13 protein-coding genes are annotated in these 17,927 nt (G+C 71.6%); 8 read left to right on the forward strand and 5 right to left on the reverse strand.

The genetic code is table 11. The features are described from left to right. The first annotated feature begins 124 nt into the window (after positions 1–124). A complete protein-coding gene (locus ACFZBT_RS21815; protein WP_391105861.1) occupies positions 125–1,630 on the forward strand; it encodes a hypothetical protein in 1,506 nt (501 codons plus the stop codon). A 5-nt stretch (positions 1,631–1,635) separates the two neighbouring features. Here the strand turns inward: ACFZBT_RS21815 and ACFZBT_RS21820 are convergent, their stop codons facing one another. Both ACFZBT_RS21820 and mmuM read right to left on the reverse strand, forming a co-directional pair. Continuing rightward, complete coding sequence (locus tag ACFZBT_RS21820; RefSeq protein WP_391105863.1) at positions 1,636–2,694, reverse strand: substrate-binding domain-containing protein; 1,059 nt, start codon at positions 2,692–2,694, stop codon at positions 1,636–1,638. Between the two features lie 147 nt (positions 2,695–2,841). Further along, complete coding sequence (gene mmuM / locus ACFZBT_RS21825; protein WP_391105865.1) at positions 2,842–3,753, reverse strand: homocysteine S-methyltransferase; 912 nt, start codon at positions 3,751–3,753, stop codon at positions 2,842–2,844. A gap of 129 nt (positions 3,754–3,882) precedes the next feature. Between mmuM and ACFZBT_RS21830 the strand changes: the two genes are divergently transcribed. Next, positions 3,883–5,262 carry an amino acid permease gene (locus ACFZBT_RS21830; RefSeq protein WP_391105867.1) on the forward strand — a complete coding sequence of 460 codons (1,380 nt, stop codon included), beginning with the start codon at positions 3,883–3,885 and terminating at the stop codon, positions 5,260–5,262. Here the strand turns inward: ACFZBT_RS21830 and ACFZBT_RS21835 are convergent. After that, the gene (locus ACFZBT_RS21835) at positions 5,252–6,877 is read right to left on the reverse strand and encodes an IS200/IS605 family accessory protein TnpB-related protein (RefSeq protein WP_391105869.1); all 1,626 of its coding nucleotides are present in this window, start codon (positions 6,875–6,877) and stop codon (positions 5,252–5,254) included. The genes ACFZBT_RS21830 and ACFZBT_RS21835 overlap by 11 nt on opposite strands. Positions 6,878–7,102: 225 nt before the next feature. Between ACFZBT_RS21835 and ACFZBT_RS21840 the strand changes: the two genes are divergently transcribed. Beyond that, positions 7,103–8,224 carry an aminoglycoside phosphotransferase gene (locus ACFZBT_RS21840; RefSeq protein ID WP_391105871.1) on the forward strand — a complete coding sequence of 374 codons (1,122 nt, stop codon included), beginning with the start codon at positions 7,103–7,105 and terminating at the stop codon, positions 8,222–8,224. Between the two features lie 23 nt (positions 8,225–8,247). Continuing rightward, positions 8,248–9,075: an MOSC N-terminal beta barrel domain-containing protein gene (locus tag ACFZBT_RS21845; protein ID WP_391105872.1), complete on the forward strand. Its 828-nt coding sequence runs from the start codon at positions 8,248–8,250 to the stop codon at positions 9,073–9,075. Between the two features lie 3 nt (positions 9,076–9,078). Here the strand turns inward: ACFZBT_RS21845 and ACFZBT_RS21850 are convergent, their stop codons facing one another. After that, complete coding sequence (locus tag ACFZBT_RS21850) at positions 9,079–11,178, reverse strand: autotransporter-associated beta strand repeat-containing protein (protein WP_391105874.1); 2,100 nt, start codon at positions 11,176–11,178, stop codon at positions 9,079–9,081. A gap of 108 nt (positions 11,179–11,286) precedes the next feature. Here ACFZBT_RS21850 and ACFZBT_RS21855 point away from each other — a divergent pair, with 108 nt between their 5' ends. From ACFZBT_RS21855 to ACFZBT_RS21865, 3 genes are all read left to right on the forward strand, one after another. Beyond that, positions 11,287–12,348, forward strand: a complete 1,062-nt coding sequence (locus tag ACFZBT_RS21855; RefSeq protein ID WP_391105876.1) for a hypothetical protein — start codon at positions 11,287–11,289, stop codon at positions 12,346–12,348. A 155-nt stretch (positions 12,349–12,503) separates the two neighbouring features. Continuing rightward, on the forward strand, positions 12,504–13,601 hold the full coding sequence (locus tag ACFZBT_RS21860; RefSeq protein ID WP_391105878.1) for a family 43 glycosylhydrolase: 1,098 nt from the start codon (positions 12,504–12,506) through the stop codon (positions 13,599–13,601). Position 13,602: 1 nt separating this feature from the next. Then, a complete protein-coding gene (locus ACFZBT_RS21865; RefSeq protein WP_391105880.1) occupies positions 13,603–15,012 on the forward strand; it encodes an RICIN domain-containing protein in 1,410 nt (469 codons plus the stop codon). A gap of 6 nt (positions 15,013–15,018) precedes the next feature. Here the strand turns inward: ACFZBT_RS21865 and ACFZBT_RS21870 are convergent, their stop codons facing one another. Further along, on the reverse strand, positions 15,019–16,683 hold the full coding sequence (locus ACFZBT_RS21870; RefSeq protein ID WP_391105882.1) for a rhamnogalacturonan lyase B N-terminal domain-containing protein: 1,665 nt from the start codon (positions 16,681–16,683) through the stop codon (positions 15,019–15,021). A gap of 189 nt (positions 16,684–16,872) precedes the next feature. Here ACFZBT_RS21870 and ACFZBT_RS21875 point away from each other — a divergent pair, with 189 nt between their 5' ends. Beyond that, positions 16,873–17,901, forward strand: coding sequence for a GDSL-type esterase/lipase family protein (locus tag ACFZBT_RS21875; protein ID WP_391105884.1), 1,029 nt, complete (start codon positions 16,873–16,875; stop codon positions 17,899–17,901). The last annotated feature ends 26 nt before the right edge of the window (positions 17,902–17,927 follow it).

Raw genomic sequence — 17,927 nt, forward strand, 5'->3', positions numbered from 1 at the left:
TAGTTGACCCGCCATCATGTGCGAGGAGAACGAACTCCCTGTCGTGTGTGCGGAGATGTCACAAGAACTCCGAAGCTCTGTCATCCTTCCTTTCCCGGCACGGCACCCCGACCGAAGGAGAGCAGTGGCCACCACGTCCCCGACCCGGCGTCCCCGGCGGCTTCTGTGCCTGTTCAGCGCCGTGCTCCTGCTCTCTTCCTGTCAGGGCGGACGCGGCGACGACCGGCCCGGCCCCGATACGGCCGGCGCGCAATGGCGTCAGATTCCCCTCGCCGACCTGCCGTCGGCCTTCTTCGGGCTGTCGGGCACCGCACTCGTGGCGGCGAAGGACGGATTCCTTCTCGCGGCCCGCCCCCAGGGCGGCAACGCGCAGCTGTACCGCTCCACGGACGGAATCGCATGGCGGCAATCCCGGCCCCCGACGGAGCAGATGTCGGTGCGCGTCATGGCCGAGTACGAGGGCGATGTCATCGCCGCCGGATCGCTGTTCCGGGACGGGGAGACTTTCCCCGCGGCCATGCGCTACCGCGAAAAGGGCCGGTGGGCGAAGGCCGAGCAACTGCCGAAGGCGGACTCCTCCGACGTCGTGCTGGCCGCGGCTCGCGGACCGCACGGCACCGTCGTGGTCGGACACGACGGCGGGCCGTTCGAACCGGCCACCGATCAGAAGAAGGGCCGCAGCCTGCGCGTCTGGACCGCCACGGACACGGGCGCCTTCGCCGTCCCGCACGACGTCGCCTGCCCCCAGTGGCCCGACCAGGCACCCGAGGTCGCCGCCCTCGCCGACGAGGGCGGATTCACGGTATGGGCGAAGTGCACCGATCCCTGGGGAACTTCGGCCTCCTTCACCCTGCACAGCACCGACGGCGCGACCTGGCGCAGACAGGCCGGGCCGCCCCGGCCCCTGGCCCTGCGCGCGGGCACGGCCGGCCCGTCGGGCGGGGCCGAGGGCGAGGCCAGGACCGTCAGCCACGTCGTCGCGGTGCGCGGCGGGTTCCTGGCGATGGGGTCCGCCGAGACATCCACCAGCAGCACCGGCGCCCTGTGGTCCTCGGCGGACGGCCGGAGTTGGACCAGGTCGACGGGCGGCAAGGACGGCTTCCGGCAGTCGGTACGGGTCGACTCGGCTGCCCAGTACGGCGGAACCCTGCTCGCCTTCGGTACCGACCCGGAACCGGACGGCCACCCGCCCGCCCGCACCCGGGTCTGGATCGGCACCCCCGAGGGCCGCGCCCCGAAGCCGATCCCCACCAAGGGCGAGGGACTCCAAGCCGTCACCGGCACCTGGACCTGGGCCCAGGGCTCGCTGAAGATCACCGCACAGGGTGAGTTCACCTACCGCTACCGGCTCCTGCGCGACTGCGCCACCGAAGCCCCGCCCTGCGACGACCAGGCCACCTCCACCTGGGGCGGAGTCGTCACCGGCACCCTGACGGAGGAACCCCGCGGCGCCCTGCGCGGCAAGGTGCTCACCTCGAACACACCCGAGCGAGGCCACACCCCGGGCGATGCGGTCACCGTCGCCCGCGTGCCCTACGGCGCGGTCGGCCTCACCATCGGAGACTCGGTGGTGGGCATCTTCTGCACGCCCGGCTCCTACGACAACCGCTGCACCGACGTGCACGGCTGACGGAGTCACCGGGCCGGGGGCGGCCCCACCGAATCCCGCACCACCACGTGCGTGCCCAGCAGCAGATGCTCGTCCGCGGCGCCCGGGGCGTGTTCGAGAGCCGTGCGGACGGCGAGACGGCCCAGTTCCGCGTAGGGGACGTGGACCGTCGTCAGGGCGGGGTGCAGATCGCGGGCGAAGGGGATGTCGTCGTAGCCGGCGAGGGAGACATCGCCCGGGACGGACAGGCCGGCCTCGTGCAGGGCGGTGAGGGCGCCCGCCGCGACCATGTCGGTGGCGGCCACGACGGCCGTGAAGCCGAGATCGTCCTCGAGCGCCTGCCGCATGAGGCGGTGGCCCGCGTCGCGTGTGAAGTCGCCGTGCAGGACGAGGGACTCGTCGGGGGTGAGGCCGCGGGCCCGGTGGGCGGCGAGGTAGCCGCGTTCGCGGCCCAGGGCCGTGGTGTGGTCCGCCCGGCCGCCGAGGAACAGCACCCGGCGGTGCCCCTGGGCGAGCACATGGGCGACCAGGGTGTAGGCGCCGCCCTCGTTGTCGTACTCGATGACCGTCACCGGGGCGCCGGGGTCCAGCGGCGGCCGGCCGCACAGGACCAGGCGGGAACCGGCCGAGGCGAGGGAGTCCGCCATGCGATGGGTGCGTTCACGGTACTCGGGGGTGTCGGCGCTTCCGCCGACCAGGATCACGGCGGCGGCCCGCTGGGCGCGCATCATCTCGACGAACTCCAGCTCGTGCCGGACGTCGCCCTCCGTGCTGCACACCAGGCAGAGATGGCCGAGCCGGGTCGCCTCGCGCTCCACGCCGTGGGCCATGTGCGCGAACGACGGGCCGGTGATGTCCTCCAGCACGAAGGCGAGGGTGGGCGTGCCGGCACCCGCGATCGCCTTCGCCCTCGCGTCGGCCACATAGTCCAGCTCACGGACCGCCCGCATCACGCTCCCGCGTGTCGCCGCGCTCACCGGGTACACCCCGCCGAGCACCCGGGACACCGTCGACGCCGAGACGCCCGCGCGCAGCGCCACGTCCCGGATGGTGCTGCGGCTCGCGTCCCCGCTCTTCCTCGTCATGCCTGCCTCGTCTCTCCCGGGCACCGGTCCGCACCCGCCCCCTCGGGAGCTGCGGCAATGCCATGGCAACCGGTTCCCATGGACGGAGGCTAGCAGTGGCCGGGGGTGGGGAGGAGGGGTGTGCGCGGACTGGTGCCGGGCTCCCGCCTACGCCGCGCCCAGCGTCCCCGCGATCCCCGAGATCGCCTCCGGCCCGACCCGGCAGCAGCCGCCGATCAGCCGGGCCCCCGCCTGCCGCCAGCCCGTCACCTGGTCGGCCGTGAACCGGGAACGGCCGGTCCAGGCGCGCGCCTCGGCGTCCCAGGTCTCGCCGCTGTTGGGGTAGACGACGACCGGCTTGCCGGTGACCCGCGCCGCGGCCGAGGCGGCGGCGTCCACGTCCTCGGGCGCGCAGCAGTTCACGCCGACCGCGATGACCTCGTCGGCGTCGGCGGCCAGGGCGAAGGCCTCCTCCAGCGGCTGCCCGGCACGCGTGCGTCCTCCGGCGACGGAGTACGTCAGCCAGGCCGGCACCCCGAGCCCGCGCACCGCCCGCAGCAGCGCCGTGGCCTCGTCGGCGTCGGGGACCGTCTCCAGGGCGAGGACGTCGGGGCGCGCCGCCGCCAGCACCTCGAGGCGCGGCCGGTGGAAGCGTTCCAGTTCGTCGACCGTGAGCCCGTAGCGGCCCCGGTACTCCGAGCCGTCCGCGAGCATCGCGCCGTAGGGCCCCGCCGAGGCCGCCACCCACAGGGGCCGGGGGACGCGGGCCCGGCGAGCCGCCTCCCGTGCCAGCTCCACGCTGAGCGCCATGAGTTCCGCCGCCCGGTCGTGGCCGATCCCGCGCTTCTCGAAGCCCTGGAACGTGGCCTGGTAGCTGGAGGTGATCGCCACGTCCGCGCCCGCCCGGAAGTAGGCCAGATGCGCCTCGGTGATCGCCTCCGGCTGCTCGGCGAGCAGCCGTGCGGACCACAGCTCGTCGCTCAGGTCGTGCCCGGCCGATTCGAGCTGGTTGGACATGCCGCCGTCGAGGACGACGGTCCCGGCGGCGAGGGCTTCGGCGAGGGTGATGGTGCTCGTCATAGGCACGACGGTAATCGAGATCCGGCGGCGGACCCCAGCCGATTGTGTCCAGTACATGAACAGGTCGACCACCATGTGGGATGGCGGTTACGATCAGGACCCTCCCCCTCCGCTTGTACAGGATCGCTCATGACCGTCCCCAGCCCCACCGAGGCCGCCGAACCCTCCGAGCCGGCCACCGCGGCGACACCCGCTCCCCGCCGCACCTTCGGCCTCGCCGCCGCCACGGCCCTCGTCATGGGCAACATCATCGGCGGCGGCATCTTCGCCCTGCCCGCCACCGTCGCCCCCTACGGCACGGTCAGCCTGCTCGCGTTCGTCGTGCTCTCGGTGGGAGCCGTGGCGCTCGCGCTGCTCTTCGGCAAGCTGGCCCGGCGCAGCCCCGTCACCGGCGGTCTCTACGTCTACCCGCGCGACGCGTTCGGCGAGTTCGCCGGGTTCCTGTCGGCCTGGTCGTACTGGACGATGTGCTGGGTCAGCATCGCCGCCCTGGCCGTCGCGGTCGTCGGCTACGTCGAGGTCCTGATACCCCTGCACGGCAACCACGCCCTCCAGGCCGCCGTCGCCCTGGCCGCCCTGTGGCTGCCCGCCGCCGCGAACTTCGCGGGCACCCGGTGGGTCGGCACGGTGCAGGTCGTCTCGACGGTCCTGAAGTTCGTACCGCTGCTGCTGCTCGCCACGATCGGGCTGTTCTTCGTCGACGCGGACAACTTCGGCCCGTTCAACGCCTCCGGCCAGAGCGTCTCGGGCGCGCTGGCCGCCTCCGCCGCGCTGCTGCTGTACAGCTTCCTCGGCGTCGAGTCGGCCGCCGTCAGCGCGGGCGAGGTCCGCGACCCGGAGCGCACGGTCGGCCGGGCGAGCGTCCTCGGCACACTGGCCTCGGCCCTGGTCTACATCCTCGGCACGGTCGCCGTCTTCGGACTGGTCCCGCACGACCGGCTCGTCGACTCCGGCGCCCCGTTCGCCGACGCCGTCAACGCCATCACCGGCAGTTCCTGGGGCGGCACCGCCATCGCCCTGGTCGCCGTCGCCTCGATCACCGGCTGCCTCAACGGCTGGATCCTCATGGCCGCGCAGATGCCGTACGCCGCCGCCCGCGACGGACTCTTCCCGGCGCCGTTCGCGCGGCTGGGCAAGGGCGGCGTCCCCGGCTTCGGCGTGTGGGCCTGCGTGGTCCTCGGCACGCTCCTCATCGCCCTCAACTACACGGCCGGCCCGGACACCACCTTCCGCGTCCTCGTCCTGATCACCACGTTCACCGGCTGCGTGCCGTATCTGCTGTCGGCGGCGGCCCAGCTGTACTGGCTGGCCCGCGGCTCCCGCGAACTCGTCCGCCCGGCGGGCCTCACTCGCGACCTGATGGTCGCGGCCCTCTCCTTCGGCTTCTCCTTCTGGCTGATCGCGGGCGCCGGGTACGCGGCCGTCTACCAGGGCGTGCTGTTCCTGTTCGCCGGGATTCCGGTGTACGTGTGGCTGCGGGGACGCAAGGACACCGTTCCTATTCAGTGAGCAGGAGCGAGTCTTGGACCCATTCATGGTCACTGCGGACATCCCGAACGGTTTTGGATGTCCTGGTAGCCCGCGTTCGCTCCGCGTCCGGCGGCACGGATCGGGTCCGTGGTCCGGGGATGCGGGGGCGGGGTTCCTCACGCCCCGGGGCCACCGACTCGGCCTGGACGGTCCGATGCCCCACACGATCGCTCCGGTCGTGTGGGGGCGGTGTCGTCCGTCGCCGGATCGGGTGCCCCAGGGCGCGTCTTCCGATCGCCACGGCGGCTGCGTCGTGGCGAGTGGGCTTTCTGGTCTTGCTGGTGAGGGGTTTTTGCCAGTGCTGGGCGCCCCAGCGGCTGGTGTAGGCGGGGTCGACGGCGACGATGGTGATGCCGAGTTCGGCGGCCATGCTCACGAGGCGGGCCTGCAGCCTGGCTACGGGCATGCCGGAGATGAGGTTGCGGAAGCGTTTACGGCGGCCGTGTTTCTCGCGGGTCTTCTCCGCTTGGAAGTCGAGGTCTTCGATCGCGATGGCGAGGTGGTGGCGTCGGGCCCAGTGCAGCAGGCGGATCAGGGCGTGGCGTACTTGGGCGTCGCGGTGGGTGGAGGTGCCGGACAGGTCGTAGCCGAAGCGGAGGGGCTGGCCGACGGGGTTGCCGTGGGTGTCCAGTCGCCAGGCGGCCAAGTGGTCGGCGTTGGTGTCGACGCCGACCAGGCCGTTCGCGCGGGCTGGGGCCAGGGGCACGGTTTTGGCCGGGGGGATGGTCCATGAGGCGGTGAGGTACCAGCGCCCGCGGGCGGTGTCTTCGTGGATACGGTAGGCCACAGCCCGGTTCGCGGTGACCCGGTCGCGCCACTGCTCACCCCGGTGCGCGAACCCCACCCGACAGGCGAGGACGTACCGGCCGTGCGGAGCGTTGGCCAGATGCGCCAGCGGAGCGGGGAGTCTGAGGGAGACCTCACCCTCGCAGGTGACGCGGATGGTCTCGTTGCCGAACCGCTTCCCGGACTCGCCGTCGGCCTCAAGGAACTGGCGCCCGGCCTGCCACCTGGTGCGCCACTGCTCCTGGCTGAGCTGTGCGGTCTCCAGGTGGTGTCGGGTGTTCAGCAGCCGCTTCCCGCCCCGCACCACCCGCACACGTCCGGCCTCCCAGTCCGCGCGCGCCGCCCGAAGCCGGTCTTCGAGCACATACAGGCGACGGGCCTTGGCATGCCACGCCTGCCTGCTGGCGTAGCCGCCCGGAGCCCGCTTGCTGCCCTTCTCCCCGACCGGCAGCGACAGCCGGTGCGCGATCGTGCGCACCCCCGCTTCCAGACTCTGGATGTGGGCGAGCTGCCCGCGCCGGGCCAGCGCCCACTGATCGTGGGTGGCCTTGGTGATCGATCCGGCCCAGCGGGAGGAGGACTCCTGTGTCAGGGTCCGCTTGCGCTGCGCCCACTGCTCGGTGTCATGGTCCAGCCCGGCCGCGCACCGTGCTTTCAGGTCCCGGGAGGCGAGCGTGCCCAGATGGTCACCGACCAGACGCAGTACGTTCTCGTCCTCGGTGGTCAGGTGCTTGAGCCGGTCGCGGACCGCCACACCGGACGGGCCCAGAGCGACGAACGGTGCCGCCATCTCCCGCAGCCCGCCCATCTCCACCACCCCCGTCCCTGCGCTGGCTGGTAAACGCTCACCACTCTCAACGATCACCACCGGCAAAGGTCACACATTCGACCAAGGAACCTTCGTTCCACCTCCATGGGGCCGCACGCGCCGCGGCTCGGACGCTCACTCATATGCGCCAGAACACGCCTGTGCGCAGTCGACTGCCAGCAGTTGACCACCCCTCCGGCGGGGGCCTCGGCATAGCATCGGGGGATGCCCGAGGTCGCTGTCGCTGTCGTCGATGCCGAAGTACGTGAGGTCCTGGGAGTCCCGGGGGAGAAGGCGGTGTTCGAGCCGCTCGCGCACAACCCGCACAACGGCGTCACGGCCGGGGTGTGGCGGGTCACGGGCGGCGGCCGCTCGGCGGTTCTGAAGGTGCTGACGCGGACGAAGGAGACCAGCGTCGCCTGGTCCGCCTCCAACGACCCCCGGCACTGGAACTTCTGGCGCCGCGAGGCCTACGTCTACCGTTCCGGGCTCGCCCAGGTCTGGCAGCGGCACGGCATCCGCGCTCCCCGGCTCCTGGCCTGCGTCGACCGCCCCGACGGCGATGTGGCGCTGTGGCTGGAGGACGTACCGGGTGAGGCGGCGACGGCCTGGCCGCTCGCCCGGCACCTCGACCACGCCCACCGGCTCGGCGCCGCGCAGGGCGCGACGGGAGCGGGGGAGGACCCCCCGTGGCTGTCGAGGCAATTCCTGCGTGACTACGTCTCGGGAAAGACGACGGGCCAGGACCTCCTCGACGACGACGAGGCCTGGCGACACCCCCTGGTCCGGGAGCACTTCCCGGCGGGCCTGCGCGCGGACATGGTCCGCCTCCACCACGACCGCGAGTGGTTCCTCACGGTCATGGAGTCCCTGCCCCGCGCCTTCTCCCACCTCGACCAGTGGCCGGCCAACGTCCGCTCCGACGGCACCGACAGCGTCCTGTTCGACTGGGCGTTCGCGGGCGACGGCGCGCTCGGCGAGGACCTCGGCAACCACCTCCCCGACTCCGTGTTCGACCTATTCGTCCCGGCCGCCGACCTTCCGGGCCTGGCCAAGGCGGCCTACGACGCCTACCTGCACGGCCTGCGCGACAGCGGCTGGCACGGCGACGAACGACTGGTACGCCTCGGCGTGTGCGCCTCGGCCGTGAAGTACGACTGGCTCACCGCGCTGATGCTGGCCCGGGCGGGCGAGTCGCCGGTGGCCTACGGCGGCCGGGGCACGGCCCCCGCCGAACTCCGTTACCGCGAACGCGGCTCGGCCCTGGCCTTCCTCGCCGAGTGGGCCGCCGAGGCGCGGCTGCTGGCTCCACAACTCGGCTTTCCCGAGGCACCCAGCGGACGCTGACGGCGGACAGAAGGCGGGGAAACGTGGCGCACGTGGTCGAGTTGACGTACTACCCCCTCAAGGGGTGCGCCGGGACATCGGTCCAGGAGGCGCTGCTGACACCCGCCGGACTGGCACACGACCGCAGCTTCATGGTGGTCAGCGAGGACGGCGGGTACCGGACGCAGCGCCGGGACCCCAGGCTGGCCCTCATCCGGCCCGCCATCACCGCCGAAGGCGCGCGACTCACTCTCCGGGCACCAGGACTGGAGGCCCTGCACCTGAGCGTGGACGCTTCCGGTCCCCGGCAGAAGGTCGATCTGTTCGGCACCCCCTACCAGGGCATCGACCAGGGCGACGCGGCAGCCGGCTGGCTCTCGGACGTACTCGGCGCCCGGAGCCGGCTCGTGCGCGTACCGCCGGAGCACGACCGGGTGACCGACGGCATGACACCAGGCACCTCCGGATACGCCGACAGCTGTGCCCTGCACGTCGTCTCCCGCTCCACCCTCGACCTGCTCAACCGGAAACTGACCGAGCGCGGGGCACGCCCGCTGCCCATGGACCGCTTCCGCCCCAACCTCGTGCTGGACGGCTGGGACGACCCCCACACCGAGGACCGCGCCCACCGCATCCGCATCGGCGACACCGAACTGGGCTATGCGAAGCTCGCCATCCGCTGCGCGGTCACCCTGGTCGACCAGCGCTCCGGAACCAGGGCGGGCCCGGAACCCCTGCGCACCCTCGCCGCCTACCGGCGGGCGTCCCAGGGCGGTATCGCCTTCGGCACGAAGTACGCGGTACTCCGGCCCGGCGAGGTCTCGGTCGGCGACGAAGCGGCCGTCGCGGTGTGGGGCGAGTCCGAGGTGTGAGCCTCACCGCCGCGCCCTGCCCGCATGACGCCGCCGACCCCGCCCGCGCCGGGCCGCCATCGGCACGGCGAGGCTGACGACGAGGGCCAGGCCGAGCGCGTAGGGCCACCAGCCGAAGCCGACGTTCTCCGACGCACCGGCGCTGCGGGGCGTCACCGGGTCGGACGCGGGCGGGCCGGCCGCGGTGGGGGACGGGCCCGGGGTGGCCGCGACCGCCGTCAGGGCGATGTCGTTGCCGTCGCCGGCGCGGTAGCTGATGCGGTAGTCGATGTCGGCCAGTTTCAGGCGGGCGCCCTCCTTCAGGCCGGCGAAGGTCCCCGAGGGCTTGGAGCGGCCCCGGTTGTCGAGGACGGGGATCACACGGGCGGGCCGGCTCCCGGCGGCGGACACGTCGAGCTCTCCGGACAGCCGTACCGCGCCCGTCACCTTCAGTGGCTTGTCCCGCAGGAGCAGGGAGCCTTTCGCGCTCTGCGTGTAGGGGCCGTTGACGGTGAGGCCGGTCGTGACGGTGCCTTCGTTGGTGACCGGGCCTTTGACCGCGCCCTTGCCGGAGAGGGTGGTCGACACGTGCAGGCCCGTCCGGCCCGTGTCCAGCCGGGCACCGGCCGAGGTGAGCCGGATCGCTCTGCTGCGGGCGAGCGTGGCTCCGTCGCGCAGGGCCAGCGTGCCCCTGGAGACCGTGGTCGTCCCGGTGTACGTCACCGAGCCGCCCGTCAGTGTCGTCGTGGCCGCGCCCGACTGCGTGAGCGAGCCGCTGCCGCCGACGCGGGACAGGGTGAGGGGCCTGTCCGTGTTGCGCAGGACGAGCGCGCCGTTGTTGACGACCTCGGAGAGGGCGCCCCGCGTGTACAGGCCGCCGTCGCCGCCCCTCTTTCTGCTGCCCAGGCGCAGCACCGCGCCCTTCTCGACCGTCGTGGAGCCGTTGTAGAACTGGACGGCCGCGAAGGTGACGTCGTTGCCGGGGGTTCCCGCGATGACGATGTCGCCGGCGCCGGGAGCGGAGAGCGTGTCGTGGAACCGGCCGCCGCCGATGGGGGCGCCGAGTGTCACCGGGCCCTTGTAGTCGAAGGTGAGCCTCGAACGCTCCCGGGCCGCGAGGAGGTTGATGTACACGGTCTCCGCGGTGCCCGGCATGAAGATCCTGCTCGTGGTGCCGTTGCCCCACCGGACGTTCGCGCCCTTGATGTTGGTGCCGCGCTTGTTGACGTTCTTGCGGGCGGGCGTCCAGTTCAGGGCGGGGTCGCTGAGCGAGGGGTCGGTGTCGCCGCCCTGGTCCGACCAGCTGTACTGCCCGGTCAGTACGACCTGGCCGCCCGGCCGCGACTGGACGTTGATGTCGCTGCCGTACTCGCGCTGGTAGAAGTCCATGCCCATGGTGACGGTCTGCCCCAGCGGGGTGTCGACCGTCCAGGTGCCCTGGTTGAGGATCTTGCGCACGCGCGGCAGCGAGGTCGCGTACTCCGGCCGGCCGGCGTTCGCCTGCGTGCCGTTGTCGATCACCCCGGAGAAGGAGTGGGCCCCCGACAGGTCCCAGGTGCCCCAGAGGAAACGCGGCTGGGCGATCAGCCCGGAGCCGCTGACGGTGCCCAGGTTGTAGGCGCTCTTCAAGGCGAGCCGCAGGGTGCCGTCGACCCGGATGTTGTCCTGGTTGAGCCGGAACGCCGGGGTGCCGTACGGGAAGTGGCCGATGAGCCCGGTCGTGCCCCCGTCGCCGTACTGGAGGGTCGCCCCGCGCTCGACCGTGATCGCGGGCGGATCCGGGCGGGCCACGGTCACATACGGGTGGTTGCCGCCGAGCGTCCGCACGGTCTGCCGCTGCCGGGAGCGGGGCAGTGTGAAATCGCTGTCCCTGGTGAGGACCAGCGTCCCGCTGCCGCGCACGGTGAGCGTGCCCTCACCCCGGAACACGCCGTCGTAGGTCGTCGTCCCGGGCGGCACGGTGACGACCGTGTCCCCGGCGAGCGTCACGTCCCGCCCGTCGAGCACGGCGGCCGTGACGTCCCGGGGACCACCGGCCGCCGCCGGGGGAGCGCCGAGCAGAGACGCGACCGCCGCGAGAACGCCGACGGTCGCTGCTGTGGTGTGGGTGGTGAGGCTGCGCACATCACCGGAGACGGGAGTGGCGGGCGCCGATAACAGAAAAATGGGTTGGCGGCCCGTTGCCGCGCGGTGATACTCCCCCTGACCAGGGGAGAACAAGGGGGAGGCCGCGTGGCCGTGTTCGGGTGTGCGCGGTGCGGTGCCGAGCTGACCGTGCCCGTGTCGCCGGTGGCGCTGCCCGACCACGCCCGTCAGACCTACGGCCATGAGCTGCTCCCCGCCCTGATGGAATCGGGCACCTACGCCGTGGATCCCGAGCCCTCCGGACCGCCCTGGCGGCGGTGGAGCGAGGTCGGGGCGCAGGAGGCGGGGGCACGGGGCGTGTTCGCGCCCGTACCCGCGCTGTCCTTCGGGTCGCGGGGCGCGGTCGTCGTCGCGCCCGGCGATGTGCGCGGGACGGTTCTCATCCCCGAGCGATGCCAGGGCTACTGCCTGGGTCTGGACGGGAGCAGCGGCCCCAACCTGGCCTGCGCCCGGTGCGGACAGGCCGTCGCGACACGCGTCGACGACTGCACGCTCTGGCAGGCGGTGCGGTTGGACCCTGACGCCGTTCAGACCCTCACCGCAGACGCACCCGCTCTCCCGGCGGATTGGTCGGCGCTGGGCCGGGAGTACGAGGCCATCCCGCCCGTCGAGCAGGGCGGGTGGTGGGATCCCCGGTGGGAGGCGGCCCTCGGGGTGGCCCTCGCCCACCTGCTGGCCGCCTCGGCGGGCACACCGGTGAGCCTTCCCGACGGCCTTCTCGCCGAGACGCTTGGCCGAGCACTCGACCTGCTGCTCCCGCGGGGGCGTGCACCGAGGAAGGCGGCGGCCCTCGCCGGACCGGGCCTGCCCGTCCCCGGCCCCGCCCCCGACATCCTCCTCGTCCCCCGGCACCCGCGGACCGGCGAGGTGTGGCAGGCGCCGCCCGGCGTCGCGCACACCGTGCCCGTGTCCGCCGGTGTGTGGCTCCAGCTGGCGCTCCAGCCCGCGCGGTTGCCCGCTCCCGCGACCGGTCGCCTGCCCGACGGAGTCGAGCGCGATGACCCCTTGCCCCTGCGCCCGCATTCGCTGTTCCGGCCCGACCCGCGCATCCTCCTCCACACACTGGCCCGGTTGCCCGCCGTCCGTGAGCCATGGCTGCGCGCGATCCACGACCGTGTGGGCAAGTCCCCCTACAGCCGCCCCTTCTGAGACCCGGCCGTCTTCGTCCCGTCAGACCCGTTGACCTCCACGTGTCACCCCCTTACCTTTTCGGCGTTCGTAATGACAGATGGTGTTCGAAATGTCAGACGCCGCATCAGGTATCAGCAACGCCGTGTGTCCCCCAGTGAGAGGCAGCCCCCCGCATGAGCCGCGACCGCGACCACGCTCTGCCCGAACCCCCCAGCCGCAGACTGCTGCTGAAGGGCGCCGCAGCCGCCGGCGCCCTGGCCGCCGTTCCCGCCCTCCCGGGCGTGGCCCAGGCCGCCACCCCGGCCAGGCACCCCAAGCCGGCCCCCTTCGAGAACCCGCTCGTCCGCAACCGGGCCGATCCGCACATCCACCGGCACAAGGACGGCTTCTACTACTTCACCGCCACCGCCCCCGAGTACGACCGCATCATCCTGCGCCGCTCCCGCACGCTGAACGGCCTCGGCACGGCGGCCGAGTCCGTCATCTGGCGCGCCCACCCCACCGGGAACATGGGCGCGCACATCTGGGCGCCCGAACTGCACCGCATCGGCGGCAAGTGGTACATCTACTTCGCCTCCGCGCCCGCCGAGGACGTCTGGGCCATCCGCATCTGGGTGCTGGAGAACGCCCACCCCAACCCCTTCAAGGGCACCTGGGTGGAGAAGGGCCAGGTCAAGACGGCCTGGGAGACCTTCTCCCTGGACGCCACCACCTTCACCCACCGGGGCAAGCGCTACCTCGCCTGGGCGCAGCACGAGCCCGGCATGGACAACAACACCGGCATCTTCCTCTCCGAGATGGCGAACCCCTGGACCCTCACGGGCCCGCAGGTGCGGCTCTCCACCCCGGAGTACGACTGGGAGCGCATCGGCTTCAAGGTCAACGAGGGTCCCTATGTGCTGAAGCGCAACGGCCGCCTCTTCATGACGTACTCGGCCAGCGCCACCGACTTCAACTACTGCGTGGGCCTGCTGACCGCCGACGCCGACAGCCACCTCCTGGACCCCATCAGCTGGGCCAAGTCCCCGACGCCGGTCTTCACCAGCAACGACACCACCAAGCAGTACGGCCCCGGCCACAACTGCTTCACGGTGGCCGAGGACGGCCGCACCGACGTCCTCGTCTACCACGCCCGCCAGTACAAGGAGATCAACGGCGACCCGCTGAACGACCCCAACCGCCACACCCGTATCCAGAAGCTCGGCTGGAAGCCGGACGGCACCCCGGACTTCGGCATCCCGGTCGCCGACGCCACAGAAGCGGGTGACTGAGATGAGACGTGCCTACGCCGCCCTCCTCGCCCTGTGCCTCGGCCTGTTCGGTGCCCTCGCCACCGCCGGCCCCGCCCAGGCCGCGCCCCAGACGATCACCAACGGCACCCAGTTCAAGGACACCTCGGGCAACCCCGTCCACGCGCACGGCGGCGGAGTCCTCAAGGTCGGCTCCTACTACTACTGGTTCGGCGAGCACCGCAACGCCGACAACACCTTCCGGTACGTCGACGCCTACCGCTCGACCGACCTGAAGAACTGGGAGTTCCGCAACCACGTCCTGACCGAGGCCAGTGACCCGGAGCTGGCGACCGCCAACATCGAGCGGCCGAAGGTCATGTACAACGCGTCCACCGGCAAGTTCGTGATGTGGATGCACAAGGAGAACGGCACCGACTACAGCGAGGCCCGGGCCGCCGTCGCCGTCTCCGACACCGTCGACGGGAACTACACTTGGAAGGGCAGCTTCCGGCCGCTCGGCCAGCACATGTCCCGTGACATCACGGTCTTCGTCGACACCGACGGCGCCGGCTACATGATCTCCGCCGCGCGGGAGAACTACGACCTCCAGATCTACCGCCTGACCAGCGACTACACGGGCATCGCCACCCTGGTCGCCAACCCCTGGCCCGGCGGCCACCGCGAGGCCCCGGCCCTGTTCAAGCGGAACGGCGTGTACTTCATGCTGACCTCGGGCGCCACGGGCTGGAACCCCAACCAGCAGCAGTACGCCACCGCCACGAACATCGCAGGCCCCTGGTCGGCCATGAAGAACGTCGGCGACTCGACGACCTACGGCTCGCAGACCGCGTTCGTCCTGCCCGTGCAGGGCACCTCGGGCACCTCGTACCTCTACCTGGGCGACCGCTGGGGCAACTCCTTCGGCGGGACCGTCAACGACTCGCGGTACGTGTGGCTGCCCCTGACCTTCTCCAACGCGACCACGATGTCCATGTCCTGGTCGCCGGAGGTCACCCTCGACACGGCCGCCGGGACCGTCTCCGGCACCAGCGCCACCTACAACACCCTCATCGCCCGCCACTCCTCCAGGTGCGCGGACGTGACGAGCCAGTCGCTGTGGGCCGGTGCCCAGCTGAAGCAGTACGACTGCAACGGCGGCGCCAACCAGAGGTACTGGTTCAAGTCCGTCGGCAGCGGCTACTACCAGCTCATGGTCAGGAACAGCTCCCTGTGCGTCCAGGAGAACGCGAGCACGGTCACGCAGGAGAACTGCTCCTTGACGACGAGCCAGCAGTGGTCGCTGACCACCACCGGCTCGTACGTGAACGTCAAGTCGCGCGCCACCGGCGAGTGCCTGGACGTGAACGGCGCGTCCGCCGCCAACGGCGCCGCGCTCATCACGTACACGTGCAACGGCGGCACCAACCAGCAGTGGACGCGCGGCACCTGACCGGGCTCAGGCGAGCAGGTCGATCGCGTCGATCGCGGTGCCCGCGCTGAGATAGCCGCTCGCCCCCGACCCGCTCACCACGTCGATCCTCAGCACGTTGTACTGGCTCGTGTCCGTCTTCCAGGCGGACGCGGGCACGCTGTACGTGAACGTGTGGTTGTTGCCGCGGTAGGAACCGTTGGTCAGCGACCGGGTGTTCGGCTGGGTGGGCGGGGAGGGGATGGCGGACGTCCAGGTGTCGTTGACGGTGACCTGGGGCCTGCCGTTCGCGTACGCCGTCGTCACGCCGATGCGCAGGGTGTGCGCGGCGGCGGCCTGCGCGGCGGTCAGCTTGAAGTGCACGAGGAGGCCGCTGTTGACGTCCTTCCAGAGGTAGCAGGGGAAGGCCGCCGTCTCCCCGCCGCCGCCGATCACCACGTTCCCGGTCCAGGACACGGCCCGTACGTCCGACGGATGCGCGTACGTCATCAGGTCCGCGTTCTTGAAACCGCCCGGCGTGCCGTTCCAGTCGCCGATCCGCCAGATCGCGCTCGCGTTGGCCGGGTCGTTCGAGGACGGCAGGGCGATCGTGTTCAGGGTGGCCGTCCCACCCGCCGATACGCTCACCGACGTCGTGTACACCGCCAGCTCGCCCTTGAAGACGGTCAGCGTGTACGTCCCCGGCAGCACGCCCGCGATCGAGAACCAGCCGTCCGAGGAACGCGCCGGACCCCAGTACTGCGCGGCCGAGTTGGCCAGCCCGACCGTGTACGGGTACGCCGGGTTCCGGCCCGATATCCCGACACCCGCCACCTTGCCCCGGCCGCTCGCCGGCACGTACCCGGAGATGCCGAGCGCGTCGGCCCACGGCGTGGTCAGCGTGCCCGGGAACAGCGCCGAGGAGGGCGCCCCGCCGTCCGTGAAGGCGATGACGTACGGGCCCTGGAGGCCGAAGCGCTGGGCCTCGGTCTGGTTCTGGCCGTAGTACAGGATCTCGTAGAGGCCGCCGCCGTCGGCGCTCTGGTGGCGCAGCAGAGAGCGGTAGAAGGGCCCGCCGGAGGCCTTCTCGTGGTTGCTGCGCACGACCCACAGGCCGACACCGCCGGAGGACCAGCCGACGTAGTCGTAGTCCATGACGCGCCGCTTGGAGTAGTGCTTCGAGCGGGTCTGCCCGTCGGACTTCCGGAAGACGTCCGAGGCCTCGATGGTGGTCGGCGCGTAGGTGTACGAGTCGGGCTCGTCGTTGAGGAACGCGCCCTTCTTCACGCGCACGATGTACCGGGTGGCGGAGACGGACGTGTCGGCCTTGTTCGTCCAGAGGTAGATGTTGTTCTCGCCGCTGCGGGCCGCGTAGTAGTGCTTCAGCGTGCCGTGCGTGACGGAGACCAGGATCGTCGAACCGGACTGCCTGATGGCGACGGTGGAGGCGCCGAGGCCGGACTCGATGTGCGAGTTCATGCCGCCGTAGCCCTGGTACTCCGTGCCCCGGTAGACCAGCGAGGTCAGGTCGCCGGTGGACTTGCTGACCTTGAAGACCAGCTGGGCGCCGGTGTCGACGACGTAGTGCGAGCCGTCGTCGCTGTAGCCGAAGGCGGCGGCGTGGGCCGTGCCGACGGTGAGGGCCGTCCCGGCCGCGGTGGCGGCGAGGACGAAGGTGCGGCGGCCGACCGGTCTGCGCGCGGATCCGGACATGGGGGCCTCCTCGGGAGGGTGGGGGGAGTTCGGGTGGGAGAGAGGGTGACAGTTGAATCGATTTCGCGAAAGGGCTTTCGGTCATGTGAAGCAGTCCATCTCGTGAATGCTGCTCGGGATCTAGAAAGCGCTTGTCCGGAGCGGTACCGTCCACCCCCAGGTCTTGTCGTCCGCTGGGAGGAGCCGGGAGTGAGACGTTTCAGCATCGCCGTCGTCGCGGCGGTGGCCGTGGGAAGCGCGTTGCCGTCCGTACCGGCGCAGGCCCACTCCGGCCTCGCACAGTGCGCGGCGGACACCTGTCACTTCGATGTCCCCCCGGGCACCTATCACGTGCGGGTCGTGCTCGGCGGGGCAACCGCGTCCGCCACCAGCGTCAGCGGCGAGACCCGCCGTGCCCTGCTCCCCGAGACAGCCGCCCCGGCAGGCGAACGGGTCACCCGCAGCTTCACCGTGAACGTCCGCACCCCCGAGGGCGAGCCCACCGGCCCCGACGGAACCCCCGGCCTCGACCTGCGGATCGGCGGTTCCGCACCCGCCCTCGCCGGCATCCGGGTCACCCCCGCCCGGCACACCCGCCAGATCTTCCTCGTCGGCGACTCCACCGTCTGCGACCAGTCCGGCGACCCGTACTCCGGCTGGGGCCAGCGACTGCCCCAGTACCTCCGCGAGGGCGTGTCCGTCGCCAACTACGCCGACTCCGGGGAGAATACGGTCTCCTATCTGGGGAACCCGAAGCTGTGGGCCACCGTACGGCCCCTGATCCGCCCCGGCGATCTGGTCCTGGTCCAGCTCGCCCACAACGACAAGACCACGGACGAGGCCACCTACCGGGCCAACCTGGAGACCCTGGTGGAAGGCGTCCGGGCGCGGGGCGGACAGCCGGTCCTTGTCACTCCCATCGTGCGACGCTGGTTCAACGCGGACGGCACGCTGAACAACGGAACCGCGCTCCTGGTCAACGGCCTCGGCGTCGACCACCCGGCGGTCACCCGCTCCGTCGCCGCCGAGCGTGACGTCCCGCTGATCGACCTCACCGCGAAGACCAAGGCCCTCGTGGAGTCCCTCGGCGTGGAGGGCTCCAAGGCGCTGTACCTCTACAACGAGGCACGGGACAACACGCACACCTCCGTGAGCGGTGCCACGGCCTACGCGGGCCTCGTCCGCGACGAACTCGTCACTCAGCATCTGGTGCCGAAGGGCAAGGTGCGGGTGGGATAGAGCCCCTGGGGCGCCCCGACCGGAAC

Source organism: Streptomyces sp. NPDC008137 (assembly GCF_042957035.1).
Classification (GTDB): Bacteria; Actinomycetota; Actinomycetes; order Streptomycetales; family Streptomycetaceae; genus Streptomyces.

Excerpts from the sequence above, each read along its gene's own strand:
- ACFZBT_RS21830 (WP_391105867.1), top strand. The coding sequence starts at position 3,883 with ATGACCGTCCCCAGCCCCACCGAGGCCGCCGAACCCTCCGAGCCGGCC.
- ACFZBT_RS21870 (WP_391105882.1), bottom strand. The coding sequence starts at position 16,683 with ATGTCCGGATCCGCGCGCAGACCGGTCGGCCGCCGCACCTTCGTCCTC.
- ACFZBT_RS21860 (WP_391105878.1), top strand. The coding sequence starts at position 12,504 with ATGAGCCGCGACCGCGACCACGCTCTGCCCGAACCCCCCAGCCGCAGA.
- ACFZBT_RS21840 (WP_391105871.1), top strand. The coding sequence starts at position 7,103 with ATGCCCGAGGTCGCTGTCGCTGTCGTCGATGCCGAAGTACGTGAGGTC.
- ACFZBT_RS21865 (WP_391105880.1), top strand. The coding sequence starts at position 13,603 with ATGAGACGTGCCTACGCCGCCCTCCTCGCCCTGTGCCTCGGCCTGTTC.
- ACFZBT_RS21835 (WP_391105869.1), bottom strand. The coding sequence starts at position 6,877 with ATGGGCGGGCTGCGGGAGATGGCGGCACCGTTCGTCGCTCTGGGCCCG.
- mmuM (WP_391105865.1), bottom strand. The coding sequence starts at position 3,753 with ATGACGAGCACCATCACCCTCGCCGAAGCCCTCGCCGCCGGGACCGTC.
- ACFZBT_RS21820 (WP_391105863.1), bottom strand. The coding sequence starts at position 2,694 with ATGACGAGGAAGAGCGGGGACGCGAGCCGCAGCACCATCCGGGACGTG.